Source organism: Empedobacter brevis NBRC 14943 = ATCC 43319, from assembly GCF_000382425.1.
GTDB lineage: Bacteria > Bacteroidota > Bacteroidia > Flavobacteriales > Weeksellaceae > Empedobacter > Empedobacter brevis.
Map to the genome: position 1 here is coordinate 1 of NZ_KB908292.1, position 25653 is coordinate 25653.

Below are 25653 nucleotides of genomic sequence, written 5' to 3' on the forward strand. Positions count from 1 at the left end.
CTTTTTAACTTTACTCATCAATTCATAAAAGAATCGGATCGCAAAACTAAATACTTATTTATAACTCTCAAAATTTAGTTTTAACTAAATAATTTCCGGTATTTATAAGCTCCTATGTCAACTACAATACTACTCGTCTTTCGTATTGGGATTGCAAATATACAACCCATTTTTCCGAAACTCCAAACGAAATTTACATTTATTTTACACAAATACCCTAACTCATTGTTATATCGCTAAATATTTTTTAAAAAATCATAAATTAAAACCATAATGCAACCTGATTACTGATTAAACAAGGGCAAAATCTATAGAGGTTGGCCCGGAAAATCACTAGCGATTTGTGATTATTCAACAAAAAGAGTGGAGAAAGGGAAGAGTTTATATGTAAATACTCGGATGAAGAGGGAGAATTAATCCTTAATCTATATTTTCGTAATCCTGTTTTTCTGTAATGTGATCAATAAAAGATACTTTTCGAAGCTTTGCATTTTTTTTAGGAACAATAGGATATCCTTTTATCTCTGCATAAACTTTTGTGAACTTTGCTCCAAAATAGAGTATTGTTGCTACATAATATATCCACAATAAAAGTATCACTAGAGAACCTGCTGAACCAAAAATTGTAGAATATTTAGAATTTGCAATATATATCCCAATCAAATATTTTGCAATAAAGAATAAAATTGCTGTAAAAATAGCCCCTACAAAAGCGGGTTTCGTTTTTATACGCGCATCAGGTAAAATTTTGAAGAGAATATAGAATATCAAGATTGAGATGGAAATACTCAAAGTGTTGTTGAGAAAAATAACGGAGGTTTTTGTCATTATTGTATCAAGTTCAAATAAACTAAATATCTCTTCTCCAAAACTTACTAGAATACTGTTGAGAATAACCGTTGCAATTAAAACGATTCCTAAAGAGAGAATAATTAAAAAAGAAAGCCCCCTGTTGATAACAAATTTTATCCAAGCTCTTCGAGGCACAGCTTCTACACGCCAAATGAGATTCAAACTATCTTGCATATCCGTAAACATAGTGGTAGATCCGAAAATCAGAATACCTATACCTATATATAGTGCAAGCGAGCTATCTCCTGATATAGTAGAGTTAGCAACAAAATTTTGAACCGATAATGCTACATCCGGACCGACAATATTCTTTAATTCATAAAACATTCTGTTTTCAATCGCATCTTTTTTAAAGAATAAACTTGCACTGGAAATCACAATCAAAATTAAAGGAGAAAGAGAAAATAAGGCATAATATGTCAACGAAGCGCTCAGTTTCATAATTCGGTCTTCACCAAACTCGATAAATGTCTGTTTTATTATATTGAAGTAAAATTTTAACTGCTTCATTAAGTTTAATTAGAAATTAAAGATACAAATTCATAAAATCTATAACAAAAAAAAGACCATTCGATGAATGGTCTTTTAAAATATATCTTAAATCTTAGCTTACACTAACATTGTTACAGGGTTCTCGATATACATTCTTAATGTTTGTAAGAATTGAGCACCTGTAGCTCCATCAACTGTTCTGTGATCACAAGCCAACGATAACTTCATTGTATTTCCTACTACAATTTGTCCGTCTTTAACAACCGGTTTTTGAATAATTGCACCAACTGATAAGATACAAGAGTTTGGTTGATTGATAATCGATGTAAATGATTCGATTCCAAACATACCTAAGTTAGAAACTGAGAAAGTAGATTTTTCCATTTCGTCCGCTTTTAATTTACGATCTCTTGCACGTCCTGCATAATCTTTTACCTCAGCAGAAATTTGAGCAAATGATTTTTGATCTGTGTTTTTAACAACAGGCACCAATAAACCATCTTCTACAGCAACTGCTACACCAATATTAACGTCTCCGTGTTGAATAATTTCCGTATCAGTCCATGTCGAATTAACAGCCGGATGTTTACGTAAAGCCATTGCACAAGCTTTTACCACCATATCATTGAATGATATTTTAGTATCTGGAACAGAATTTAATTGCTTACGAGCTGCAATTGCATTGTCCATATCCAACTCTACATTTAAATAATAATGAGGAGCGGTAAATTTAGATTCTGCTAAACGTTTTGCAATTACTTTTCTCATTTGAGAATTTGGAATCACTTTGTCTTCGCCTGAAATAAAAGTTTGAGCAGGTTTAACTGTTTCTGCTTTCGTTTCAGTTTTCGGCTGCGCAGATGGCTGATAATTTTCGATATCTTTTTTCACAATACGTCCATTATCTCCAGAACCTTTTACTTCTGCTAAATTAATTCCTTTATCTTTTGCAATCGTTTTTGCTAACGGAGAAGCAAAAATTCTGTCAGAAGAAGTGTCTTCTTCTTTTTTATTGTTAACATCCAATTGAACAACTACAGGTTTTTCATCGTCCTCTACTGCAGCTACTACAGGAACAGAAACTTTCCCTCCATTTGCAACAATAGCAGAAACATCAGTACCAGCTTCACCAATAATTGCCAAAACAGAATCTACGGGTGCAGGTTCATTTACCTTCGCTCCCTGGTATAATAAAATTCCATCGAACTCTGATTCGAATTCCTGAACAGCCTTATCCGTTTCAATATCTGCTAAAATATCTCCTTCAGAAACTTTATCTCCTACATTTTTATGCCAAACAACTACTGTCCCCTCTTCCATTGTATCAGAAAGGCGAGGCATTGAAATTACTTCCACATTTGCAGGAATTTCTACAGCTGGTTTTACTTCTTCAGTTTTTGTTTCTGTACTGGCTGTTGGATTTTCTTCTTTTGAATCGGTAGAAGCTTTTGCTCCTCCATCTATTAAACCAGAAATATCTTCTCCTTCATTTCCAATGATTGCTAAAACTTCGTCAACGTTTGTTGCTACTCCTTCTGCAATACCTTGGTATAACAAAACTCCATCAAATTCTGATTCAAATTCTTGGATTGCTTTATCTGTTTCGATTTCTGCTAAGATATCACCCTCAGCAACTTTATCTCCTACATTTTTATGCCATTTTACAACAGTTCCTTCCTCCATTGTATCGCTTAAGCGAGGCATTGTAATAATTTCTGCCATGATTTATCTTTAGTTTTTTTCGATTTTATCTAAGAATGGATAATTTTCTTCAGAATAGATATAATCATACATTACATGCTCTTCCGGATAGTTTGAATTTTCAGCAAATTCTACACACTCTTCAACTTGCACTTTTACTTCTTCCACAATCGCATCTAATTGTTCTTTAGTTGCCCAATTATTTACTAAAATATGGTTTTCTACATTCAAAATAGGATCTTCCTGTTTGTATTCTTCTACCTCTTCTTTTGTACGGTAAGGTTCTGCGTCAGACATAGAATGTCCTCTATAACGATAGGTACGAACATCTAAGAAAGTTGGTCCATCACCACGACGAGCACGTTCTACTGCTTCGTAAGCTGCTTCAGCAACTTTTACAGGATCCATACCATCTACAGGCATACATGGCATTTCATAACCTAATCCTAATTTCCAAACATCCTCATGATTTGCAGTACGAGAAACCGAAGTACCCATTGCATACTGGTTGTTTTCGCACACAAAAACAACTGGCAGCTTCCAGTTCATCGCCATATTAAATGTTTCATGTAATGTCCCTTGGCGAGTTGCCCCGTCTCCCATTAAACAGATTGTAACACCATCGCGGTTAAAAAATTTATCACCAAAAGCAATTCCTGCTCCTAATGGAATTTGTCCACCTACAATTCCGTGTCCTCCATAAAAATTATGTTCTTTACTGAAAACGTGCATAGATCCTCCCAAACCATGAGAAGTTCCAGTCTCTTTCCCACATAATTCTGCTAAAATACGTTTTGGGTCTACTCCTAAAGCCATTGGCCAAACGTGACAACGATAAGCTGTAATTACATGATCCACTCCTGGTTTCATTGCATGAATAAAACCAGCCGGTAAAGCCTCTTGACCATTGTATAAATGTAAGAAACCTCTAATTTTTTGTTTTAAATATAATGAACGACACTTGTCTTCAAAGCGACGCCAAAAAGTCATATCACGATACCATTGTAGGTACGTTTCTTGCGTTAATTTTTCCATAATTGCACAATTCCGTTGGAACAAATTTAAACTAATCTATTAAGTGTACAAAATTGCTACCCTAAAAAATCATCTGTAAAATGTAATGGCAGCAAATCTCTAGCGGAGTTCAGGACAAAAACTTCCCCTTCATTACCCGATAAGATAACTTCTATCGATTGCTCTTGTTTCTTCTCTATCTCTAAAATATATTGACGACACATTCCACAAGGAGGCAAAGGATAATTGACATTTGGAGTAGAAACAGCCAGCTTCTCTATCTTGATATTTGGATAATTGGCATTCACATAAGCCAACAAACCTCTTTCTGCACAAGTCCCAACCGGATAAGATGCATTTTCCTGATTTGAACTCGAAAATATTTCTCCATTAGCTAACTGAACAGCTGCTCCAACTTTAAAATTAGAATAAGGAGCATAAGCATGATGAGAAATCTCTAAAGCTTGCTCCACTACTTTTTTTTGTTCCGTTTCAAGTTCATTTTTATCTTCGAATCGGTCAAATTCAAAAGAATATTTTTCTTTTTTCATATAGAATTCACACAGCTAAGTGCTATTTAATTAATTATTAAATACTTAAATCCTTTTAGCTATTTTCTACAATAGAAAAAGGAAGTAAATTTATGAAAAATCAGTATATGTTGGTAAAAATTTTTGCAAGTGCTATTTTCGGAGTTTCTGCTCAAACCATTATTGTCGAAGTGAATATTGACCAGGGTGTTGGTTATCATTTAGTCGGTTTACCCGATAGTGCAATCAAAGAAAGTAACTTCAGAATTAACGCAGCATTAAAAAATTCTGATTTAAAATTACCGGGAAAAAAAATTACAATTAATATGGCGCCTGCTGATTTACAAAAAGAAGGATCTGCATATGATTTACCAATAGCAATAGGAATTTTAGCTGCTTCGGAACAAGTAAATGCAGAACATCTAAACCAATATGTAATGATGGGAGAATTATCTTTGGATGGCTCTCTTCGTCCAATAAAAGGTGCTTTACCTATTACAATCAAAGCAAAAGAAGAAGGATTCGAGGGAATTCTTCTACCTCAAATTAATGCAGATGAAGCCGCAGTTGTACAAGGGATTGATGTTTTTGCAATTGATAATATAAAAGAAGTGGTAGATTTTCTGAATCAAAAAATTGAATTGAATCCTCATCAGGTTAATTTAGATGAATATTTTTTCAATGAAATGAATAATTTTCCTTTTGATTTTGCTGACGTAAAAGGACAAGAAAATGTAAAACGTGCAATGGAAGTAGCTGCTGCAGGTGGACACAATATTATTTTAATTGGACCGCCGGGTAGTGGAAAAACAATGCTGGCCAAACGAATAGCTTCTATTCTTCCGAAAATGACAATTCATGAAGCTTTAGAAACGACCAAGATTCATAGTGTTGCGGGAAAATTAGCTCAAAAATCTCTGGTTACCGTCAGGCCGTTCAGTTCGCCTCATTCAAGTATTTCTGATGTCGCTTTGGTTGGAGGTGGTTCTTATCCTCAACCCGGAGAGATTTCTTTGGCACATAATGGCGTTTTATTTTTAGATGAATTACCTGAATTTAAACGTTCAGTATTAGAAGTCATGAGACAACCTTTAGAAGACAGAGAAGTGACTATTTCCAGAGCAAAATTCACCGTGAATTATCCTGCAAGTTTCATGTTAGTCGCTTCCATGAATCCCAGTCCAAGTGGTTATTTCATGGACGATCCGAACAATACCTCAACCTTGATGGAAATGCAACGTTATTTAAACAAAATTTCTGGTCCTTTGTTAGATCGAATTGATTTGCATATCGAAGTAAATCCTGTTCCGTTTGATGATTTAGCACAAGAACGTCGTGGCGAAAAAAGTAGTGTTATTCGAGAGCGGGTAACTCATGCACGTAATATTCAAACCAAACGATTTGAAAACACCAGAGTTCATTATAACTCGCAAATGGGACCAAAAGAACTGGATGCTTTTTGTTCTTTGGATGATGCTTCGAAAAATTTAATAAAAGTCGTCATGGAAAAATTAAATCTTTCAGCCCGTGCCTATGATCGGATTATACGAGTTGGACGAACGATTGCAGACTTAGATTATTCAGAAAGAATTCTTTCAAAACATATTAGCGAAGCTATTCAATATAGAAGCCTGGATAGAAATCAATGGATGTGAGTGTTGTAAAATGTATGACGTAAACTGCATAATTAATTTTTAAGTGTTAAGCAAAAAAAGGAATCTCTTTCAAGATTCCTTTTCCCATTTACTAAAATTCAAATTCTCCGACTAAGATTCCTTCTCCTCCTCGATCGGGATTATTATTTTGAAACGTAATCATTTTTTTCACTTGTTTACCTGAACTATACATCAAATATATTTCGGCCGAAATAGTCGTTGGTCCCGAAATGCTCATTTGACGCTCTGCAAAAAAGTTCGTTTCTATTTTATATTTTCCTTTTATGGCTTTCTTTAACATGAACTGTTCCGGCCCGAAACCTTGTGTTACATCTTCACTCATTCGCCCTCCAATAGCTGTTGTACGATGTCCATAAAAACACTTTTCTCCATTTGGATCCGTCACCCACAAATCAATATCTGTCATGTCTTTGTTCCAATTCATCACGACACGAATATCAACAGGTATATCTACAATAATATCTTTATTGATTCCACCTAAATTCAAATCTTTACGATGTAACGAGACTAAATTATTAACTTCAGGCACAATAATCTCTGTAATATCCCGGTCTCTATTTACTATTTCTACTGAATAATCATTCGTCAATACTTTATACAAATGATCTAAAGCAGTCTGATATTTTCCATTATCCTGTAATGCCAATGCATAATCCCGATAGCTTTGTGCATCAAAAGGTCGCCAATCCAATATCTTTTTTGTGATGAATAATTCTGTTGGATATTCTTCAATTTCTTTCAACTTATACGCCAACATCTTATACAATTCCGCATCTTCTAAGCCTAAATCTGCAATAGAACTTAAAATTTTAAGACCAATTTCTCTTTCCTTTTTCTGAAAGAAAAATGTGGCTACATCAAAATAATACGCAGGTGTTTCGGCATACTCTTTTCTCAGATCTAAATACGTTTGATATGGATTTTTTGACGCTTCTATCAACTTCATGTATTCTTTATCCGATTTGATGTTAACCATTTTAATTTCTGGAACTGAAACACTCTCCTCACTCTTCATATTCTTTTCTAAAGAAGCATTTCTTACCATCATTACATTTGCTACACCAGGAGTCCCAGAAATAACATCATACATTACAGTTTCTTGAGCATATCTAGCGTTTCTTTCACTATTTTCATTTTGAATACCTGGCACTCTTCCTTCTAAAATTCGATCTACAGAAGTTGAATCCGTAACAGGTTTTGGATATTTAGATTTTACAGGTTTAAAATCTTTCTTCCACCATTCTTTTAATTCTTTCGCTTTTGCAATTGCATTTTGCAGCAAATCTGCTTTCCTGTTTTCTTTATTCAGAACACCTTGTTTTAACAAGTCATTATATTCTTTTTGCAATTCTGTTGGTGGATTGATTTTGTACTTCACATAATCCGAAACATTTTCTAATACAATCAAACTTGTATGAGATGTAACGATCGAAAATTGTTTTCCGATTTCTTCAATCTCCGTTTTATTTTGTTCAGAATTTAATTCAAGGACATTTACTTTACTTTGTGCCCAAATTTTACTGATGTCAAGATTTTGAACTGCTTTACCCAAATCCAATTCTTTCTGAAATTCGACCTTTCCGTTTCGTCCAAACATCATGGTTAGTTTTGCATTTGGATATTGAGAAATTCCCACAATCGAAATTCCGTTATTCACTTCATTTGTGGATATTGGGTAAACTTCTCCTGCTGTATTATTGATAATTCCTAAGAACTGAGCAGAACTTGCATTCAATTGTTTGAATGCATTTTCAACAGAATTTTCATTCAGATTAATCAACTTTCCACCAACTTTCTGTGCAATCATTTTCAAAACACCATAATTAGACGTTGGCGAAGATGCAACAGTATAAAAAGGTTTATCTACATTAAAAATATTCGACCCGAAAGACGAAATACCATCCGAAAACAATAGATATTCATCTGCTTTCAGATTTGTAGGAAGAATTTTAGCATAATTAGTCCCTCCGTCATACGTTACATTTTCCAAGTAATTTTTCAGCTCGGACCACTCTCCATTTTTTATTTGAAATAACCTTCCTTTTCCCAACGTAATATTCAACAATGAAACTTCAATATTAAGATTTTTTTGCTGTGAAATAAGTTTATCCAGCAATTCAAGTTCCTTTTTATGATTTCGTTTCAAACCACTCAACGAATTATCCCAAATAATTCCAATATTTTTCGACCAAACTTTAGCTTGTGGTTTTTCATCAACCAATGCATTTGCGTAGAAATAAACTGAACCGTCTATATTTTTCTGTATAAATGATTCTACTCTATTTTCTGTTTTTGGGACATTAATTAACAACGAATTTTTAGGTGTAAAATCTGTTTTCGATAAACTTGCTTCATAAATATTACTATTCTCGGAAAAATTAAATGAACCATCCGGCGATTCTATCAATTGTGGTTTCCCTATCGAATTATACACTTTTGTAGTTAAATTAAACTTCGAGATTTTCTTAGAAGAATCCAAAGGCAAATGATATTGATACGCTGATTTACTCAATTTTAGTTCTTGATAGTACGATAGTTGAATTGTACGTGTACCTCTACCTGGAATCGGAGAAATACGAGTTCGAAAATTATTCCCTTCTACTTTCTCTATAATTCCGGGGTCTACGTTTTGTTTTTGAATACTCTCAAAAACCTCAACCGCACGCGCTTTTGTTACAGCAACTGCATCGCGTAATTTTCCATTCATATCAATCGCATAACCACTAACCGTTGTATTTTCAGGTAATGGAAACACTAAATTTCCTTCGAGATTTCGATTTGAAGAATTTGCAAAAATTAAAGTTGTTGTCGTTTTTGCAAGATTTCCGAAAATCTCAACTTGTACATCCATCGATTGTAAATGAACCGATTTTTCATCCGGACGATCTCCAATCTCAATACGTGGAATTCCTATCCGAATATCTTGGGCAATTATTTTTGGAGAAAAAAAGATTCCTACAAAAAGAACAAAAAAAGAAAATAACTTTTTCATACAGTTTAAATTTATAAGGTAGATGCAAGAGTTTTAAAAAAGGTTGGTTGAGAAAAAAATTATGTTTTGGACTATTTGATTTAATTATCTATATTTAAACATATTAACAAAATACACTTTTATGAAAAAATTTATTTTAACGATGCTAATGTTGATTCCTATATCAATATTTGCTAATCCTATTTCTTTATCAGAACAACTAATTAATCCTAAAATTGAAAATTTAATCAATCCTAATATTGTTACCATAAAGAGAACAGGGTGTAATTTTAACTATTACACATTTCCTGTTAGATTTTTGGTTTCTGATACTGATTATTTAGAAGTTAAAATTTACGATTATTGTGGTAATTTAATTTATGATGAAACTAGAGGTCAAGGAACTACAAATGGCGATTTTAGCGTTTGTAACATTTTACATTGTCTCACACCTCCTACTGTCACTACTACTCCCTACTATTATTATATAAATCTCAGTGGTACTGTAACACAAGGAGAAATTTAGAATAATAAAAAAACTCCTATTATTCGCTTTAAGTATCAAATAGGAGTTTTTTATTTTACTTTTTAATATCTATTTTCTCTCGCTCTTTATCTTCGCTTGTTTTATATGCTTTCAAAATTTCACGGACTATTTTATGTCGAACGACATCTTTATCATCTAAAAATATAAATCCGATGTCTTTTACATCACGTAAAATCGTAATCGCTTCCCGTAAACCCGATTTTTGTTTCGGAGGTAAATCGACCTGACTCGGATCTCCTGTAATAATGAATTTTGAGTTTTTTCCCATACGAGTCAAAAACATTTTCATCTGCGCGTACGTTGTGTTTTGTGCTTCATCCAAAATAACGAATGCCTCATCCAATGTTCGTCCACGCATAAATGCTAAAGGGGCTACTTCAATGACTCCTTTTTCTGTGTAGGAAGAAAGTTTCTCGAACGGAATCATATCTTTCAATGCATCATACAATGGTTGCAAATATGGATCGAGCTTATCTTTCATATCACCTGGTAAAAAACCTAAATTTTCTCCAGCTTCTACTGCAGGGCGTGTCATAATAATTCGGCGGACTTCTTTATTCTTCAACGCTTGTACGGCTAATGCAACTGCTGTATAAGTTTTTCCTGTTCCGGCCGGCCCAATAGCAAACACCATATCTTTGTTATACACAGTTTGCACCAACTTGTGCTGATTCGGCGTTTGAGGCCTAATAATTTTCCCATTTACACCATGTACAATGATTTCGTCTTCTTTCTTCATTTGAAGCATTTCATTGTTGTCTTCGGTCATAATGATTTCAAGTTCGCGATCAGATAGTCGATTGTATTTATGAATATGCTGAATAACCCGTTGCATTTTTTGGTCAAACATTTTCAGAACATCCTCATTTCCAAAGACTGTCAATTCTCGACCGCGTGCAATAATCTTCAATTTTGGATAATATTCTTTTATTCGTTTTAGATGTTCATTATTAGCGCCGTAAAAATCTTGGGCATTAATTTCCGCTAATTCTATATTAATTTCTGTCAAATGTGGTTGTTTTTTTGGTTCACTTACACAAAAATAAAGAATAATAAACAATATATTTGCTAATTATTAGAGAATAGTGGCAATTATTACATTAACATCGGATTTTGGAGTCAAAGATTACTTTGTTTCTAGCGTTAAAGGCGCAATTCTAAAAGAATTGGCCGATGTTACAATTGTAGATATTTCACATCATGTTAATCCATACGATTTATCTGAAGCTGCCTATATCATTCGTAATTCTTACGAAGAGTTCCCTGACGGAACCATTCATATTATAGGAATCAATGCATTAAGCACGCCTTTTCAGAAACCAATCTGCGCTTTGATTAACCATCATTATTTTATTTGTGCAGACAATGGAATTTTATCTTTGATTTGTCAAAAAAATCAACCAGATGAAATTTACGAAATCACGGCTTATCCGGAAGGCATTGATAGTTTGTTTCCAATGAAAAATTGTTTTGTGCCTGTTGCTTGTCACTTGGCTCGCGGTGGAGTTCCTGCTTTATTGGGAAATAAACGTTCCGAAATGAAACAATTGAATGAGTTGAAACCTATTTATCGTGATGATAAATTTATCATTGGAAATGTAATTTACATCGATCATTTTGGAAATGTTGTCAGTAATATTTCGAAAGACTTTTTTGATGAAATTGCACAAGACAGAAAATATAAGATTTTACTTCGTCAAAAAGATTTCTCAATGACTGACATCACTATCATTTATGAACATTACAACGAAGTTGTTCAGGATTTCAATAAAGAGGTACAAGCATTTGGCCGCACATTATGTTTATTCAATTCAGCCGGTTTTTTAGAAGTTACCTTATACAAAAGTAATCCAACAATATCTGGAGGGGCTAATCAATTAATGGGATTAAAGAAAAATGATACAATTACAATTGAATTTGAAAATTAACGCTGAGAAAATTTAGTATTAGAGAAGTTATCACAAACACATGACATACAATTATTTAATATATAAAGCAATACATGTTATCTTCGTCGTAAGTTATTTTGCCGGTTTGTTTTACATTGTTCGTTTGATGATTTATCATACGGAAACGCAAAAAATGGAAGAGCCTAAAAAGTCAATCCTACAAGAGCAGTACACTTACATGGAAAAAAAACTGTGGAATGTTATCACAGCTCCAGCTTTGGTTATTTTGATTACAATGGGACTGAATATGCTTTATAAAAATCAAGGGTTACTACAAATACCTTGGATGAAGAGTAAACTAGGCATGGTTAGTGTCTTGTTGATTTACCATTTTTGGTGCTGGAGAACATTGAAGCAAATTCAAAACAACGTTTTTAAATACACTTCTGTTCAACTACGAATGATGAATGAATTGGCTACAATTTTATTATTCGTCATTGTATTTGCTGTGATACAAAAAACTGATTTTGGAAGAGATTGGTATTGGTCTATTGTAAGTTTCTTCGGATCAGGTGTAATACTTATGCTTATTGTGCGTTTAATTAATCGTAATAATAAAAAATAACATGTGGACAATCTTCAAAAAAGAGTTTTCCAATTTTTATTTAGGTTTTACAGCCTATTTAGCAGCCGCAACGTTTGTTATTGTTTCGGTTTTGTTTCTTTGGTTTTTTGATAACGAATTCAATGTTTTCAACACAGGAAATGCTTCTTTAAGTAGCTTTTTCTTTATCGGACCTTGGATTTTTTTATTCATGATTCCTGCATTGACCATGAAATCAATTGCGGAAGAGCGAGCAAACGGCACTTTATTGTGGCTATTCACACTACCTATAAAAAATAATCAAATTATTTGGGGTAAATACTTAGCCGTGGTTTCTATTGTTATCTTTTGTTTACTCTCAACTTTTCTTTTTACAATTACATTACAAGAATTGTTGATACCTGAACAAGAATTGGATTATGGAACTATTTTCTCAGGCTATTTGGGACTTTTCTTCTTGGGAAGTTTATTTGCAGCAATTGGTTTATTCACCTCATCCATTACAAAAAATCAAGTGATGGCTTACGTTTTAGCTGTTTTCTTTTGTTTCATTATTTTCTATGGATTCGAAAGTTTAGCTTCGTACAACTTACTTGGTTCATTGGATTTTTATGTTCAAAAGATTGGAAGTTTTACACATTACAACCAGTTTTTGAAAGGAATTATTGACTCACGAGATTTACTTTATTTTGTTATTTTGATTGTTATTTTCAATCAGATCAGCACTGTTAATCTTGAAAATAAAAAATAGTGCCATGAAAAAATTAAACAAACAACATCTAATTACTTTCATCGCATGTATCGCGCTTTTCATCATCGGACAATTTGCCTATACACGAATTGACATGACGAAAGACAAACGTTTTACCTTAACTTCAACAACAGAAAAGTTAGTTGAGAATATAAAACAACCGCTTAAAATAGAAATTCTTTTAGGTGGAGACTTGACTGGTGATTACAGAATTTTGAAAAACGAAATTCAGTTTTTATTAGATGAGCTTCGCGAAAAAAACAGCAAAGTCACTTATTCGTTTGTTGACCCTGTCGACCTGGGACAAGCGGAGTTAGAACAAAATAAATTAACTCCGGTTCCAATTAAAACAGACAAAGGAATCCTAAATGTTTATCCATATGCTAAATTAACATATGGAGATAAATCTACCTATATGGAAGTTTTGGTTAATGACCCTTCCACTCCCTTCGAAAAATTAGCATTGGCTTCCACAGAAAAATTAGAATATTTATTTGCAGAAAAAATTCAAAAAGCAACCAATTTCGAACGCAAACGAGTTGGTTTTGTCGTTCATCATGATGAATTGCCAGAAGCTAACATTCAAGGTTTAGGAACTGCTCTATCCGAAAAATATGACGTAGAGGTTTATCTTAATCCAATTGCAAACAAAACATTTTCATTTCAACCTTCTGACTTAGATAGTTTGAAACGTTTTGATGCTTTAATTGTCGCAAAACCAACTTTACCTTTTTCTGATATGGATAAATTGGTTTTGGATCAATACATCATGAATGGAGGAAAGTTGATGATGGCTGTCGAAACGGTAGATGCTGAAATGGATTCGATCTTTAGAAGCGGTAAAATTGTTGCATTTCCGAGAGATTTAAAATTAAATGATTTCTTATTCAATTATGGCGTTCGTATTCATCCTGCTGTGATAAAAGATATGAATGGTGCACAGATTGTATTAGCCGATGGAGAAACAGCAGGAAATACAAGTTACAATTATTACAATTGGCCTTATTTCGAGTTGGGAATAAAAGGAGAAGAAAACCCAATTACAAGTTCGATAGATCCTGTTTTATTTCAATTTGCAAACCCGATCGAATTACTGAAAAACCCGACTATCAAGCAAACCGTTTTATTAAGTTCTTCTGAACAATCAAGTTTAAAACCTGTTTTAAATTATATCCAGCTAAATGAAGTTGAAGTCGAACATCCTGAAGAATACAAAATGGGTAAAATTCCGATGGCAGTTTTATTAGAAGGTAATTTTAATTCCGCTTATGCATCACGTTACGAACGTAAAGAATTTCCAAACTTTAAATCGAAAACGACAGATGGAAAAATGATCGTCATATCAGATGGAGATGTTTTAAAAAATGCTTTATGGCGTGGAATACCAATGCAATTAGGTGAGAATAAATTCTCGGTTCGTCCCGATAATCCGGATGCAAAACCTAAAACATATGCCAATCAAACGTTTGTCATGAATGCAATGGATTATTTATTAGGCGATTCAGACTTTTTAGCATTGAGAAATCGTAAGGTAGAAATTCCATTATTGAGTGAGACAATCGTTTTACAAGAAAAGGCAACCTGGCAAATGATTAACTTACTTGTTCCAACTTCAATTATTGCTATTTTAGGAGGACTTGGATTTTGGATAAGAAAAAGAACGTTTGCGAGATAAATTTATCAGGATTACTATTCTACCAAAATGTTCTGATTCTCTACTCAGAAAATCATTATTTCAAATATATTTTATAAGGAACCCTCGAAATATTTTCGAGGGTTCCTTTTTAGACCTTTTTTACAGTGTGTTAAAATTTAGACATGAATTATTATTTTTATTAATTTGAAGTATAATTCTCTCTATGAAACCTTTTTATACCTTTGTATTAGTACATCTATTATTTTTAACTTCTATATGTTACAGTCAAACCATTTGGTATGTTTCTCCTAATGGAGATGGAAAGAATGATCTATTGGACTTCTCTTTTTTATCAACCAAAGAAAATCCTAAACTCCTTATTGTAGATCGATTTGGTAAAACTGTATTCAAAGATCACGGAGAGAATAATTTTATATGGAATGGAAAACAACCCACTGGTTCAGCATTACCGAGTACTACATATTGGTATAGACTAGAATGGAAAGAAGCAAATGCTGAAAACACGGCAAGCTTACAAGGCGCTATTCTTCTCAAGAGTAAATAACAAAAAAACCTCGAGAAATGACTCGAGGTTTTTATATGTAAAGTTATGACGATTTTACTCTAAGTGCATAAACGCTTTTTTACTCAAAAGGCGTTCATCGCTTTCTACGTGGTTATCATCAGGCACACAACAATCCACCGGGCAAACTGCCGCACATTGTGGCTCTTCGTGGAAACCTTTACATTCAGTACATTTATCTGGAACAATGTAATAAACCTCATCACTTACAGGATCTTGCACCGCATCAGCATCAAAAGTAACACCATCTACGTTTACAATAGTTCCGGTAAGAGAAGTCCCGTCAGAATATTTCCAATCTACCGCAGCTTCATAAATTGCATTATTTGGACATTCTGGCTCACAAGCTCCACAATTTATACATTCATCTGTAATAATTATAGCCATTGTATCTGTTTTTTTATTTCCTACATTTGTACCTACAAAATTACATTTAATTTTCAGAAAAAATGACATTTGAACAAAGGATTTCAGCATTTAACGAATTGGGACAGTTTTTTAATTTTATTATAAATAATTATTCTACTCAAGACAAAGAACTGGCAGAAAAATTCGAAGATTGGAAAGATGATGCAGCATATGCTATTAGTGATGCAGAAGCCTACAACAATTGGTTTACGAAAGAGAACATTATATTAGCATTAAAGAATTGGTCAGAAGCTTTAACCACCGAAAATCTACATGCTTGGACAAAAAAATATCCTTATGCCAAAGCGCCAAAAAATGTCGGAATTATTATGGCTGGAAATTTACCTTTGGTAGGTTTTCATGATTTACTTTCTGTTGTCATTTCCGGAAATAATGCATTAATTAAAACCTCTTCAAAAGATGATAAATTAATCCAACTTGTAATTAAATTTCTTTATTCAGTTAATGAAGAATTCAAAACGATTATACAAACAGTTGAGCGATTAGAAGATTTTGAGGCTGTAATTGCAACAGGAAGTAATAATACAGCGCGTTATTTTGAGCAATATTTTGGAAAAGTCCCGCACATCATTCGAAAAAACAGAACATCTGTTGCTGTCCTGGATGGCTTAGAAACTGAAGAAGATTTGAAAAAATTAGGTGACGATTTATTCATTTATTATGGTTTAGGATGCCGCAATGTGACAAAACTTTATGTAAAGGATGAAGCGCAACTTCCTAACGTTTTTGAAGCTATTTTTCCTTGGGGAGAAATGGTTATAAATCATCCGAAATATGCAAATAACTACGATTACAATCGTGCGATTTATTTGTTAGGAAAGGATGAATTTCTGGATAATAATTTTGTTTTATTGAAAAAAGATTCGAGCTTGCATTCGCCCATTGCTGTTGTAAATTATGAAACCTATACGGATATTAATGAAGTAAAGCATTATTTAGCCGAACATAACGACCAAATCCAATGTGTCGTTGGAAACGAGATGAAAGACAACCCGAATCATGTTGAATTTGGACAGACGCAGTTTCCTAAATTAACAGATTACGCAGACAATATTGATACTTTAAAATTCTTAGCTGAGTTATAAAAATAATTCATATATTAGGCTTAATCATACTTTAATAATTAATACATTATGAAAAAATTAGTAATTTTAAGCTGTTTATTATTTTCTTCTGGTTTCTTAAAAGCAGAAGTAAAAGAATTACATTCTACCATTGTCAACTTTAGTAATCCGTGGTACAACGGTTATCCAGTTTTATTAAGCGAAAATGAATTACCTCAAGAACATTTAGATGAATTTAATTTAATGTTTGTAGGAATGTACCCTGTCGTTTCCGAAAATAATACTGTAACATATTTTTATGGTTATGTTCCTAGATCATAATTTATACATTAAGAAAAAGAAAAACGCATGGTACTAAAGTATCATGCGTTTTTCTTTCTATCACTTTCTAAAACGAAGCCGCTCCTGCTGTTTGATTTTCTAATTTTCGGTTAATATTCGTTTTCTTTCCTGTTGAAAAATCATAACTAAACCCTAAAATAAACATATTTTTATTGTTCCAAATTTGCGTATGACTTGTAAAGTTTACCAAACTCTCGTTCAGTGATTTTGTTTTATATTCAGAAGGCATTCCAAGCCAATATGCTCCTGTTTTAAACGACCAATTATTCCATTTATAACTTAATACCAAATGGCTTTTATTCTCATTTGTATTCAAGAATGGCCCTCTCAACGAATAAGTCGGAACATTAAATAAATACATGAAACTCAAGCTTTTGTAGACAGAACTAATCACAAAATTATTTCCTATATAATTATTCTTAACCGTTTCACCATTCTTCAGTTTTACACTTTCTGAAGCAGGTGCCAAAACAACTTTTAAGGTAAATATATCTGTTCCAAATGGTTTAACAGATCCGGAAACCTGTACTCCAAACTGTTGAGAGTTTTGAGCATTTTCATAGGTCAGCGCATAGCGATTTCCATCTAACACATACAATTGATTAATTGCATCTTTTCTGTACCAATAAAATAAATTGGTATTGAGATCAAAATATTTTGAATTGAAGGAATAGATTAAATTATTTCCAAATGACTTCTGAATATTTAACTCAGGATTTCCTTTTCGTACAATATTCGGCACCATTTGTACCACATTACTACTCAGTGCATCACTCCAAGGACTCGTTGGTGTATATGAACTTGTAAAACGTAAACTTTGGTTCTTCGTCAACTCATACCCCAACACTATTTTTGGTGTAATTGTCCATGTATTCTGAGTGTCATCAGCACTTTGATTATGTATATTTGTTAATCCCATTCCTAAACGATACATTAGTTTTTTCGTTTTCCCGGAGAATTCTGTATACATATATTGTTGCAGATAATTTACTTTATAATGAGAAACTCCTTCCAAATTTTCCAAATCATTTTTAATATCATTGGTCGAAATTCGATAGCCTGAACTCAATTTTCCCGATTTAAAATCATGTGTATGTGCGACTTCTCCTACAATGGAAGTTTGTTCAGCCTTTAACTTCATTTCATTATCAAATACACTATTCCCATTGCTCGTCAGCCATTCTTTCGATAACTCATACGTATTTGTTTTAAAATTAGATCCTACAACATTTAAGCTCAATTCATCTTTTTTTCCAAATTTCCTTGAGTAATAAATATCTAAAGTCGGCTTTGTATAACTACTGTTTCCATGTTTATAGGTAGTATGGTCCTCGGGAATTTGATTCATTAAGAAAATACTCTCTCCATTCACATCTGTAAAACTGTTGAAAATTTCTAAATCCAACTTGGTTTGAAAAGTATATTTATCCGAATCTGTATTGGTATAGCGTAGCACTGCATTTTGGGAAGTGTAACCAAAGTGATCAAAGCGATGTTCCGTTGTTTTGTAATAGTTGTTATCCAATAAATATTCATAGGTGTTCACATTTTCACGATTGTCATAATCTCTTAAATTAAGTAAATACTCAACTCCAAAATTATTTCTTCCTTTTGTAAAATTTGCATAAGCAGAACCATCTACAAATCCTGTCAGAGGAGAAGTTACTCCTTCTACTCCGAAAACATAACCATTTTCCGGATTTCGTGTAATCAAATTCACCACTTGATCAGCTCTATTAGCCCAACGTGATGGAGGAATGTCAAAATATTCTACCCGCACTACATCTTGCGGTTTCACTGAACGAATTTGATTATCTGTAACTTCAATGCCATTCATCAAAATCAATGTTGTTCCACCTTTAATACTCTGAATTGTATTTGAGACAGGATCTACATTTAATTCTGGCAATGTATTCAATAAATCTTTTGCATAACGCGCCTTTTCTAACGCATCTTTATCAAATGTATAAACCGATTTATCAGCAAACATTTTTTTTCGCTGGGCCTGAACTAAAACTTCTTTTATCTCGATTGGATTATAGTCAATTGAATCCTGTTTTTCTTCTTGAGCGAAAGTTAAAATTCCCATTAATGAAATTACAAGTACATAAATTTTTCTCATGTTTAATTCTTTTATTAAAGTTTAGTGTCTTTTATAAATGACGCTTGATTTATGAGTATGTTACATTTTATTTTCAATAACTTTACGTCAAACAAGAATTTTTAACCTTGAAAAAATTAATCCTTTTTATTACATTCCTTATAAGTTTTAATACATTGTATGCTCAACAACAAGCAGAACGCTCGTTGACAGAATATCGCGTAGAAAGTTTCCAGACCCCATTGGTTGCAAAAAAAATGCTATACGATTGGCTTGGAAAATGGGACAATGTTTTGTACACAGAAAATAATCAAGCTTTATTGGTTTGGTCAAATCGTAACATTATCAACGAAGCAAATGAAACCTTTACACTTATTGCATCGAGTATAGAAAACGAAGAAGAAATGTATGGCACGATACAAGTATTAACCAGTAAAAAGCAAGATGCTTTGGCGAAAGATTCTCCATTTAGAGAGTATTTAAACGAATACCTAAAAACTATTTCTAAAAAAGAAACAAAGAGTAAAAAGTTTTACAAAGAGTATATTAAGGTCGTGTATTAATTATGAGAACGTTATTTTTTATTTTTTTTGTGGCGCACTCTATTTGTTCCTTTGGACAAGATCAAATCAATTATATAGAAATAGAGAATAATTCATCACATTTATGGAGCAATACCACAATTTATATCGAATCTCCAAAGGCAAGTTTTCTTTCTCCAAAAAACAATAGAAAAGATAAAGTATGAATAGAAATAAAAATGAATCTAAAAGAAGATCGTAACTATCAAACAAATAAATACATCGACCTAAATGATTTTGAAGAACTTTCTACTAAATTATTAAGCTTAACTGCAAAAGATTTATTTCCTCAAACAGGTTGTTTAGATGGAAATCATACCACACTAAGTTTTAGCAATAACAACAATTCTGTGAAATATGATGTTAGTTGTACAAATAAAGAAACAAAATTTCATCAAGTTTTAAAGTTTATACTTGATAAAATTAATCTCAAGGAAAAAGATTTTTATAGATAAAAAAATCCTTTAAGCTAAGCTTAAAGGATTTTGTATTTTGTATTCTTAAAATCTTATTATTTATTTCGTTTGAAGAAAGAATCAACAAACTCCATTTTATTAAAAGCTTGTAAATCATTTATTCCTTCACCTACACCAATGTATTTGACAGGAATTTGAAATTGATCAGAAATTCCGATCACCACTCCACCTTTTGCGGTTCCATCTAACTTTGTAACCGCCAAAGCTGAAACTTCTGTTGCTTGCGTAAATTGTTTCGCCTGCTCAAAAGCATTCTGACCTGTAGAACCATCTAATACCAATAAAACTTCGTGAGGTGCGTCCGGAATAACCTTTTGCATGACACGTTTTATTTTTGTCAGCTCGTTCATCAAATTAACTTTATTGTGCAAACGCCCTGCTGTATCAATCAAAACGACATCTGCATTTTGAGCAACCGCCGATTGTATAGTATCAAAGGCTACTGAAGCAGGATCTGATCCCATTGCTTGTTTTACAATTGGCACTCCTGCACGTTCTGACCAAATCACCAATTGATCTACAGCTGCTGCACGAAAAGTATCGGCTGCACCGAGAACAACTTTTAATCCTTGCGATTTGAACTGAGAAGCTAATTTTCCAATTGTTGTGGTTTTTCCAACTCCATTTACACCGACAACCATAATCACATATGGTACCTCTTTTTTAGGAATTGCAAAACCATTTGTATCTTCTATATTATTTTCAGAAAGTAAGCCGGCAATTTCTTCACGAAGAATTAAATCCAACTCAGATGTCGAAACATATTTATCACGTTCCACACGTTCTTCAATTCGACGAATAATTTTCACCGTTGTTTCTACTCCTACATCAGAAGAAATTAAAACTTCTTCCAAGTCATCTAAAACCTCATCATCAACTTTAGATTTTCCAACAACTGCTCGACTTATTTTATCAAAAAATGAAGACTTCGATTTCTCAAGACCTTCATCTAATTTTTCTTTACTTTCTTTACCTAATATCTTTTTAAACCAACTCATTAAAAGCTAAATTTCTTAAAATTATGTACGAAGATACATAAAATATAAGGAAATAAAAAAGCCGCCTAAAAACGAGGCAGCTCTATTAACCTTAATATTTTGTGTTAAGCTAACAAATTATTTCGCGAAGAAAGAATCTGCTTCGTCAGCGTTAACTACTTTTTCAACAAATACGTAAGCTCCAGTTTTAGGAGATTTTACCATTTTGATTACTTTGGTCATTTTTTTAGACCCAGTTTGTAGGGTTGCTACCGTTTTCTTTGCCATCGTCTAAAATTTTATTATTTAATCTCCTTGTGAATTGTATACTTTTTCAATACTGGGTTGAATTTTTTCAACTCAATACGATCTGGAGTATTTTTTTTGTTTTTAGTTGTGATATAACGAGACATTCCTGGCATACCACTTTCTTTATGCTCTGTACATTCTAAAATAACCTGTACTCTGTTTCCTTTTTTTGCCATGGTGTCTTAAATTATTTGATTAAACCTTCTTTACGTGCACGTTTAACAGCCTCATCAACTCCTAATTTGTTGATTGTTTTTAAACCGTGTGCAGAAACTTTTAAAGTAATCCACTCACCAGCTTCTGGCATAAAAAATCTCTTTTTGAACAAATTCACTTCAAAAGTGCGTTTTGTTTTATTATTAGCATGAGAAACACTGTTTCCCACTAATCTCTTCTTACCTGTAATTTGACAAATTTTTGACATCTTATTTTGTATTGTCCTATTTTAAACGGAGTGCAAAGTAACAAATTATATATTACTTATACAACTCTTTAGGTTATTAATTTTATATTTTTTTCTTATTTTCTTTGTATAACAACTTCTGCGCAAAGGTATAAGCCAAGATAATTCCCATTACCAATAAAGCTATTCTTGCGATTACGTCACCATACTTTGTATAAAACGTTAATTCACTATTCATTAAAATTGTACCATTTAAAGCACCCTGTTCACCATAAGGTAACGATTTCATTATATCTCCTCGCTGATTAACGAAAGCCGAAATACCTGAGTTTGCAGATCTAACAATAGCTCGTCTATTTTCAATAGCTCTCAAGTTACCGTATAAAAGTAACTGACGATGACCATCGGTAGAGCCCCACCAAGAATCATTGGTCATCGTGAACAAAACATTTGCGCCTTCTCTCACATATTCTGTTGTATAGTCTCCGTAAATCGATTCGTAACATATAACCGGAGCAACAGTAGCGGTGTTTGTTTTATTTTTGAAAACAGAACGATGAGGTTGAATTCCCAACGTTTTTGTTGTGCCGCCAAAGTTAAGCATAAATTCTCCAATAATTGGCATTAAATAGTTACGATATGGAAAAATTTCGACACCGGGCACTAATTTACTCTTATGATAAACATCTATTGAATCGTTACCACCTATCTGCAAGGCCGAATTATAAGCGTCATACCATGTAATTCCATCTTTCATAACAGATGCTGTTTCCGAAGCTAAAGATTCCATCGGATAAATTCGCATAATAGATGCTCCTGTCACAAAATGTAAATCTTTCTTAGAATTTGTCCATTGTTGAATGTCTTGAATAATCAAATCATCATACAAATTATCAAAAATTAATGCAGAAGATCCAGGCACAGCAGTTTCCGGAGCTACAACAAATTGAGTGTTGGGTTGAATATTTTTCAAGGCCAATTGCTTCAGTTCATCGTATATCTGCAATCCATCTTTCATGTACTTTTCGTTGTATGGATCTAAATCAGGCTGAAGAATTAACACATTAAGTGCTTTTCCTTTCTCTTCATAGTTTGCATAAATAATGTAGGAAATACCGATTGGCACTGCAATTAATAACCCTGCGTAGATTCCTAATTTGTTCAGGTACTTTATTTCTTTCTTATTGATATATGCCGTTAAATAATAGAACACAATAATGTTCACCAACCAAATCCATAAGGCTCCTCCAAAAGTTCCTGTATATTCGTACCATTGTACCCATTCATAGTATTTTGCAAAACCATTTCCAAGATTAAACCAAGGCCAAGTCAGTTCCCAATTCAGTGTTAGTTTATCAAAACTCATCCAAATTGCCGGAAGAAAAATCAAACCATACAAGTTTCCTGCTTTCTTTTTTACAAAATGGTAGGATTGGAAAACAATTGACATAAATAATGAATTGGCCACCACCGGAATTAAATAAGCACTCCACGAATTTTGTAAATCTCCATTTGCATTGGTTTCTTGTGCATAATGCAGCCACCAAATAACAGTTGCATTCCAAATAAAAAATGCCAAATACGAAAGACCGAAAATCTTACGTCCTTTCTTCTTGAATTCTACTCGTTGCGAGATTTGATGTTCCGCTAACATCAAGGGAACAAATCCTATAAATAACAACAATGGAAAACCATACGATGGCCAACCGGCTGTCAGCAATAATCCTGTTGCAATTGCGTATGCAATGTATTTTTTCATGTCACAAATTTATAATTTCATCCTCCAATAATCGATGATATTTGTTTGGATTTATTGATTTTACAAACTTATCTCGTTTCGGGTGATGTGAATCTGAATGAACGTTTCATATCATTCAAAAGAATCTTTTTTAACGTACTATTTTTATTTTGATGTAATAATTTGGATTAATTTCTACATCAGAAATATTTTTAATTGAAACACTATTCAATGTTTTCCAATCTTTTGTTGGGCTTATTGTTTGTTCAGTATTTTTCAATCTCAAAGGCATTGAAAATCCATCAACAATGTTCGTGTATCTATAGTTGATTTGATTTCCTTCTTGTTTCAATTCTAATGTCGGAACTTCAACTGTTCTCAAATATTGATTAAAAAAAGATTTCAAATCTAAACCTGAAAATTTTGCCATATAATTCTCTATTTGCTGCGTTGTCACAGTTTGATGATAAAATTCTTTGTTCAATCCTCTTAACATTTGTCTGAATTGTTCATCATTGTTCATCCACGTTCTTAATGTATGAATCATATTTGCTCCTTTGTAGTACATATCACCACTTCCCTCCTGATTTACACCATAAACTCCAATGATCGGAATATCGTTTTCTATCGCATTTCGGGTTCCTCGAACATATTCTCCTGCAGCTTCTTTTCCATAAAAAGTTTCGGTGAATAATGTTTCAGAATAAGCTGTAAAGGACTCGTGAATCCACATATCCGCAACATCCTTTTCGGTTATATTATTTCCGAACCATTCGTGCCCGGCTTCATGAACAATAATAAAATCCCATTTCATTCCCCATCCTGAACCTGATAAATCACGACCTAAGTAACCATTCTTAAACTTATTTCCATAGGCAATTCCGGACTGATGTTCCATTCCCAAATGTGGTGTTTCTATAATCTTGAATGAATCTTCATAGAATGGATAAGGTCCAAACCAATGTTCGAAACTTTTCAACATCAATTTTGCCTGTTCAAATTGAGACTTTGCTTGCTCTAAATTATAATCTAACACATAATAATCTAAATCTAATTTTCCTTTTTCTCCTTCATAAATATCTTTGAAGTTGACATAATGCCCGATGTTTGGAATAATGTTATAATTATTGATTGGATTAACGACTTTCCATGTATAAGCCATTTTACCATTCATTTCTTTTTTAGAAACAAACCTCCCGTTTCCTACACCAACCAACTCCTTTGGGACAATGATTTCGAGTTCCATTCCGTTATCCGGTTCGTCACCCAAGTAATCTTTGTTCGGAAACCAAGCGCTTGCACCTAACCCTTGTACAGCAACAGACATCCAATCGCGGTCTTTTTGATCTTTGGTAAAAATCCAGCCTCCATCCCAAGGGGCATTTTTAGCAACACGAGGATTTCCACTATACTCTAATTCTAATTGATTTGAATTACTTTTTATTTTATTTCCTACCGTTATAAAATAAACATTTCCATCCCGTTTAAAATTTGAGATTTTCTTCCCGTTTAACTTTACGGCAGAAACAGTCATTGGATGTTGTAAATCAATTTGAAGCAAATCTGATTGCTGAGTATTGGTTTTATCAAATATGATGGTTGTTTTTCCTTTGATTGTTTTTGACTGAAAATCCGGTTCTACACTTACTTTATATTTTTTTACATCCCACCAATTACGAAATTCGTTATTGGTTCCGCGAAGCGAATCCTGTCGTGTAAATTCTTTTTTGTGATTAAGAACTTGTGCATGTGTTGTGATCGATATCAAGCCAAGCAATAGTACTAATTTCTTCATAGTCATTTTTAAAACATATCAAAAATAAGATTATATATTTGATATATAAGTGCAAAAAATCTATGATTACAGAAAAATTTAAAGAAAGAATAAATTATTTAAAAAATAACCACCTCATTATCGAAGCATTGTATGAAATTTTAGATGAATTGAAATTAAAACATAGTGCTTTCACAGGTTTTACGTTTAGAG

General features: G+C 33.0%; 26 protein-coding genes. 12 read left to right on the forward strand and 14 right to left on the reverse strand.

What is annotated here, in order from left to right; all coding sequences use genetic code 11:
- Positions 1 to 420: 420 nt before the first annotated feature.
- From H277_RS0103210 to H277_RS0103225, 4 genes are all read right to left on the reverse strand, one after another.
- Positions 421 to 1362 (reverse strand): YihY/virulence factor BrkB family protein, encoded by a 942-nt coding sequence (locus H277_RS0103210; protein ID WP_019974135.1) that lies wholly within the window; start codon positions 1360 to 1362, stop codon positions 421 to 423.
- 99 nt (positions 1363 to 1461) lie between these two features.
- Positions 1462 to 3066 carry a pyruvate dehydrogenase complex dihydrolipoamide acetyltransferase gene (locus H277_RS0103215; RefSeq protein WP_019974136.1) on the reverse strand — a complete coding sequence of 535 codons (1605 nt, stop codon included), beginning with the start codon at positions 3064 to 3066 and terminating at the stop codon, positions 1462 to 1464.
- 9 nt (positions 3067 to 3075) lie between these two features.
- The gene (gene pdhA, locus H277_RS0103220; RefSeq protein WP_019974137.1) at positions 3076 to 4080 is read right to left on the reverse strand and encodes a pyruvate dehydrogenase (acetyl-transferring) E1 component subunit alpha; all 1005 of its coding nucleotides are present in this window, start codon (positions 4078 to 4080) and stop codon (positions 3076 to 3078) included.
- A gap of 56 nt (positions 4081 to 4136) precedes the next feature.
- Entirely contained in the window at positions 4137 to 4610 is a 474-nt protein-coding gene (locus H277_RS0103225) for a cytidine deaminase (protein WP_019974138.1), read from the reverse strand.
- A 107-nt stretch (positions 4611 to 4717) separates the two neighbouring features.
- Here H277_RS0103225 and H277_RS0103230 point away from each other — a divergent pair, with 107 nt between their 5' ends.
- Complete coding sequence (locus H277_RS0103230; RefSeq protein WP_026357383.1) at positions 4718 to 6244, forward strand: YifB family Mg chelatase-like AAA ATPase; 1527 nt, start codon at positions 4718 to 4720, stop codon at positions 6242 to 6244.
- A gap of 91 nt (positions 6245 to 6335) precedes the next feature.
- Here the strand turns inward: H277_RS0103230 and H277_RS0103235 are convergent, their stop codons facing one another.
- On the reverse strand, positions 6336 to 9257 hold the full coding sequence (locus H277_RS0103235) for a VIT domain-containing protein (protein ID WP_019974140.1): 2922 nt from the start codon (positions 9255 to 9257) through the stop codon (positions 6336 to 6338).
- A gap of 121 nt (positions 9258 to 9378) precedes the next feature.
- Here H277_RS0103235 and H277_RS0103240 point away from each other — a divergent pair, with 121 nt between their 5' ends.
- Positions 9379 to 9762 carry a hypothetical protein gene (locus H277_RS0103240; protein ID WP_019974141.1) on the forward strand — a complete coding sequence of 128 codons (384 nt, stop codon included), beginning with the start codon at positions 9379 to 9381 and terminating at the stop codon, positions 9760 to 9762.
- A 55-nt stretch (positions 9763 to 9817) separates the two neighbouring features.
- On the opposite strand, the gene H277_RS0103245 is transcribed toward H277_RS0103240, so the two are convergent.
- Positions 9818 to 10792 (reverse strand): PhoH family protein, encoded by a 975-nt coding sequence (locus tag H277_RS0103245; RefSeq protein ID WP_019974142.1) that lies wholly within the window; start codon positions 10790 to 10792, stop codon positions 9818 to 9820.
- Between the two features lie 76 nt (positions 10793 to 10868).
- On the opposite strand from H277_RS0103245, the gene H277_RS0103250 reads away from it, so the two are divergent.
- The 5 genes from H277_RS0103250 (at position 10869) to H277_RS0103270 (ending at position 15228) form a co-directional block, all read left to right on the forward strand.
- The gene (locus tag H277_RS0103250) at positions 10869 to 11711 is read left to right on the forward strand and encodes an SAM hydrolase/SAM-dependent halogenase family protein (RefSeq protein WP_019974143.1); all 843 of its coding nucleotides are present in this window, start codon (positions 10869 to 10871) and stop codon (positions 11709 to 11711) included.
- 40 nt (positions 11712 to 11751) lie between these two features.
- Positions 11752 to 12297 carry a CopD family protein gene (locus tag H277_RS0103255; protein WP_026357384.1) on the forward strand — a complete coding sequence of 182 codons (546 nt, stop codon included), beginning with the start codon at positions 11752 to 11754 and terminating at the stop codon, positions 12295 to 12297.
- Between the two features lies 1 nt (position 12298).
- Positions 12299 to 13027, forward strand: coding sequence for an ABC transporter permease subunit (locus H277_RS0103260; RefSeq protein WP_019974145.1), 729 nt, complete (start codon positions 12299 to 12301; stop codon positions 13025 to 13027).
- Between the two features lie 4 nt (positions 13028 to 13031).
- Positions 13032 to 14702, forward strand: coding sequence for a gliding motility-associated ABC transporter substrate-binding protein GldG (gene gldG, locus H277_RS0103265; protein ID WP_026357385.1), 1671 nt, complete (start codon positions 13032 to 13034; stop codon positions 14700 to 14702).
- A gap of 184 nt (positions 14703 to 14886) precedes the next feature.
- Positions 14887 to 15228 (forward strand): T9SS type B sorting domain-containing protein, encoded by a 342-nt coding sequence (locus tag H277_RS0103270; protein ID WP_019974147.1) that lies wholly within the window; start codon positions 14887 to 14889, stop codon positions 15226 to 15228.
- Between the two features lie 54 nt (positions 15229 to 15282).
- On the opposite strand, the gene H277_RS0103275 is transcribed toward H277_RS0103270, so the two are convergent.
- A complete protein-coding gene (locus H277_RS0103275; protein ID WP_026357386.1) occupies positions 15283 to 15633 on the reverse strand; it encodes a 4Fe-4S dicluster domain-containing protein in 351 nt (116 codons plus the stop codon).
- Between the two features lie 62 nt (positions 15634 to 15695).
- On the opposite strand from H277_RS0103275, the gene H277_RS0103280 reads away from it, so the two are divergent.
- Together H277_RS0103280 and H277_RS0103285 are read left to right on the forward strand one after the other, a co-directional pair.
- Complete coding sequence (locus H277_RS0103280; protein WP_019974149.1) at positions 15696 to 16760, forward strand: acyl-CoA reductase; 1065 nt, start codon at positions 15696 to 15698, stop codon at positions 16758 to 16760.
- A gap of 48 nt (positions 16761 to 16808) precedes the next feature.
- The gene (locus H277_RS0103285; protein ID WP_019974150.1) at positions 16809 to 17060 is read left to right on the forward strand and encodes a hypothetical protein; all 252 of its coding nucleotides are present in this window, start codon (positions 16809 to 16811) and stop codon (positions 17058 to 17060) included.
- 67 nt (positions 17061 to 17127) lie between these two features.
- On the opposite strand, the gene H277_RS0103290 is transcribed toward H277_RS0103285, so the two are convergent.
- A complete protein-coding gene (locus tag H277_RS0103290; RefSeq protein WP_019974151.1) occupies positions 17128 to 19203 on the reverse strand; it encodes a TonB-dependent receptor plug domain-containing protein in 2076 nt (691 codons plus the stop codon).
- Positions 19204 to 19310: 107 nt separating this feature from the next.
- Between H277_RS0103290 and H277_RS0103295 the strand changes: the two genes are divergently transcribed.
- The 3 genes from H277_RS0103295 to H277_RS0103305 are packed head-to-tail and all read left to right on the forward strand — an operon-like array spanning position 19311 to position 20218.
- The gene (locus H277_RS0103295; protein ID WP_026357387.1) at positions 19311 to 19745 is read left to right on the forward strand and encodes a hypothetical protein; all 435 of its coding nucleotides are present in this window, start codon (positions 19311 to 19313) and stop codon (positions 19743 to 19745) included.
- 2 nt (positions 19746 to 19747) lie between these two features.
- Positions 19748 to 19930, forward strand: a complete 183-nt coding sequence (locus H277_RS0103300; protein WP_019974153.1) for a hypothetical protein — start codon at positions 19748 to 19750, stop codon at positions 19928 to 19930.
- A 12-nt stretch (positions 19931 to 19942) separates the two neighbouring features.
- The gene (locus tag H277_RS0103305) at positions 19943 to 20218 is read left to right on the forward strand and encodes a hypothetical protein (RefSeq protein ID WP_019974154.1); all 276 of its coding nucleotides are present in this window, start codon (positions 19943 to 19945) and stop codon (positions 20216 to 20218) included.
- A 56-nt stretch (positions 20219 to 20274) separates the two neighbouring features.
- Here the strand turns inward: H277_RS0103305 and ftsY are convergent, their stop codons facing one another.
- From ftsY to H277_RS0103335, 6 genes are all read right to left on the reverse strand, one after another.
- On the reverse strand, positions 20275 to 21237 hold the full coding sequence (gene ftsY, locus H277_RS0103310) for a signal recognition particle-docking protein FtsY (RefSeq protein WP_019974155.1): 963 nt from the start codon (positions 21235 to 21237) through the stop codon (positions 20275 to 20277).
- A gap of 117 nt (positions 21238 to 21354) precedes the next feature.
- Entirely contained in the window at positions 21355 to 21504 is a 150-nt protein-coding gene (locus tag H277_RS19920; protein ID WP_019974156.1) for a DUF4295 domain-containing protein, read from the reverse strand.
- 14 nt (positions 21505 to 21518) lie between these two features.
- Positions 21519 to 21701, reverse strand: a complete 183-nt coding sequence (gene rpmG, locus H277_RS0103320) for a 50S ribosomal protein L33 (protein ID WP_019974157.1) — start codon at positions 21699 to 21701, stop codon at positions 21519 to 21521.
- 11 nt (positions 21702 to 21712) lie between these two features.
- Complete coding sequence (rpmB, locus tag H277_RS0103325; protein ID WP_019974158.1) at positions 21713 to 21949, reverse strand: 50S ribosomal protein L28; 237 nt, start codon at positions 21947 to 21949, stop codon at positions 21713 to 21715.
- Between the two features lie 82 nt (positions 21950 to 22031).
- A complete protein-coding gene (gene lnt, locus H277_RS0103330) occupies positions 22032 to 23687 on the reverse strand; it encodes an apolipoprotein N-acyltransferase (RefSeq protein WP_019974159.1) in 1656 nt (551 codons plus the stop codon).
- Between the two features lie 130 nt (positions 23688 to 23817).
- Complete coding sequence (locus H277_RS0103335; RefSeq protein WP_019974160.1) at positions 23818 to 25461, reverse strand: M1 family metallopeptidase; 1644 nt, start codon at positions 25459 to 25461, stop codon at positions 23818 to 23820.
- Positions 25462 to 25653 lie beyond the last annotated feature (192 nt).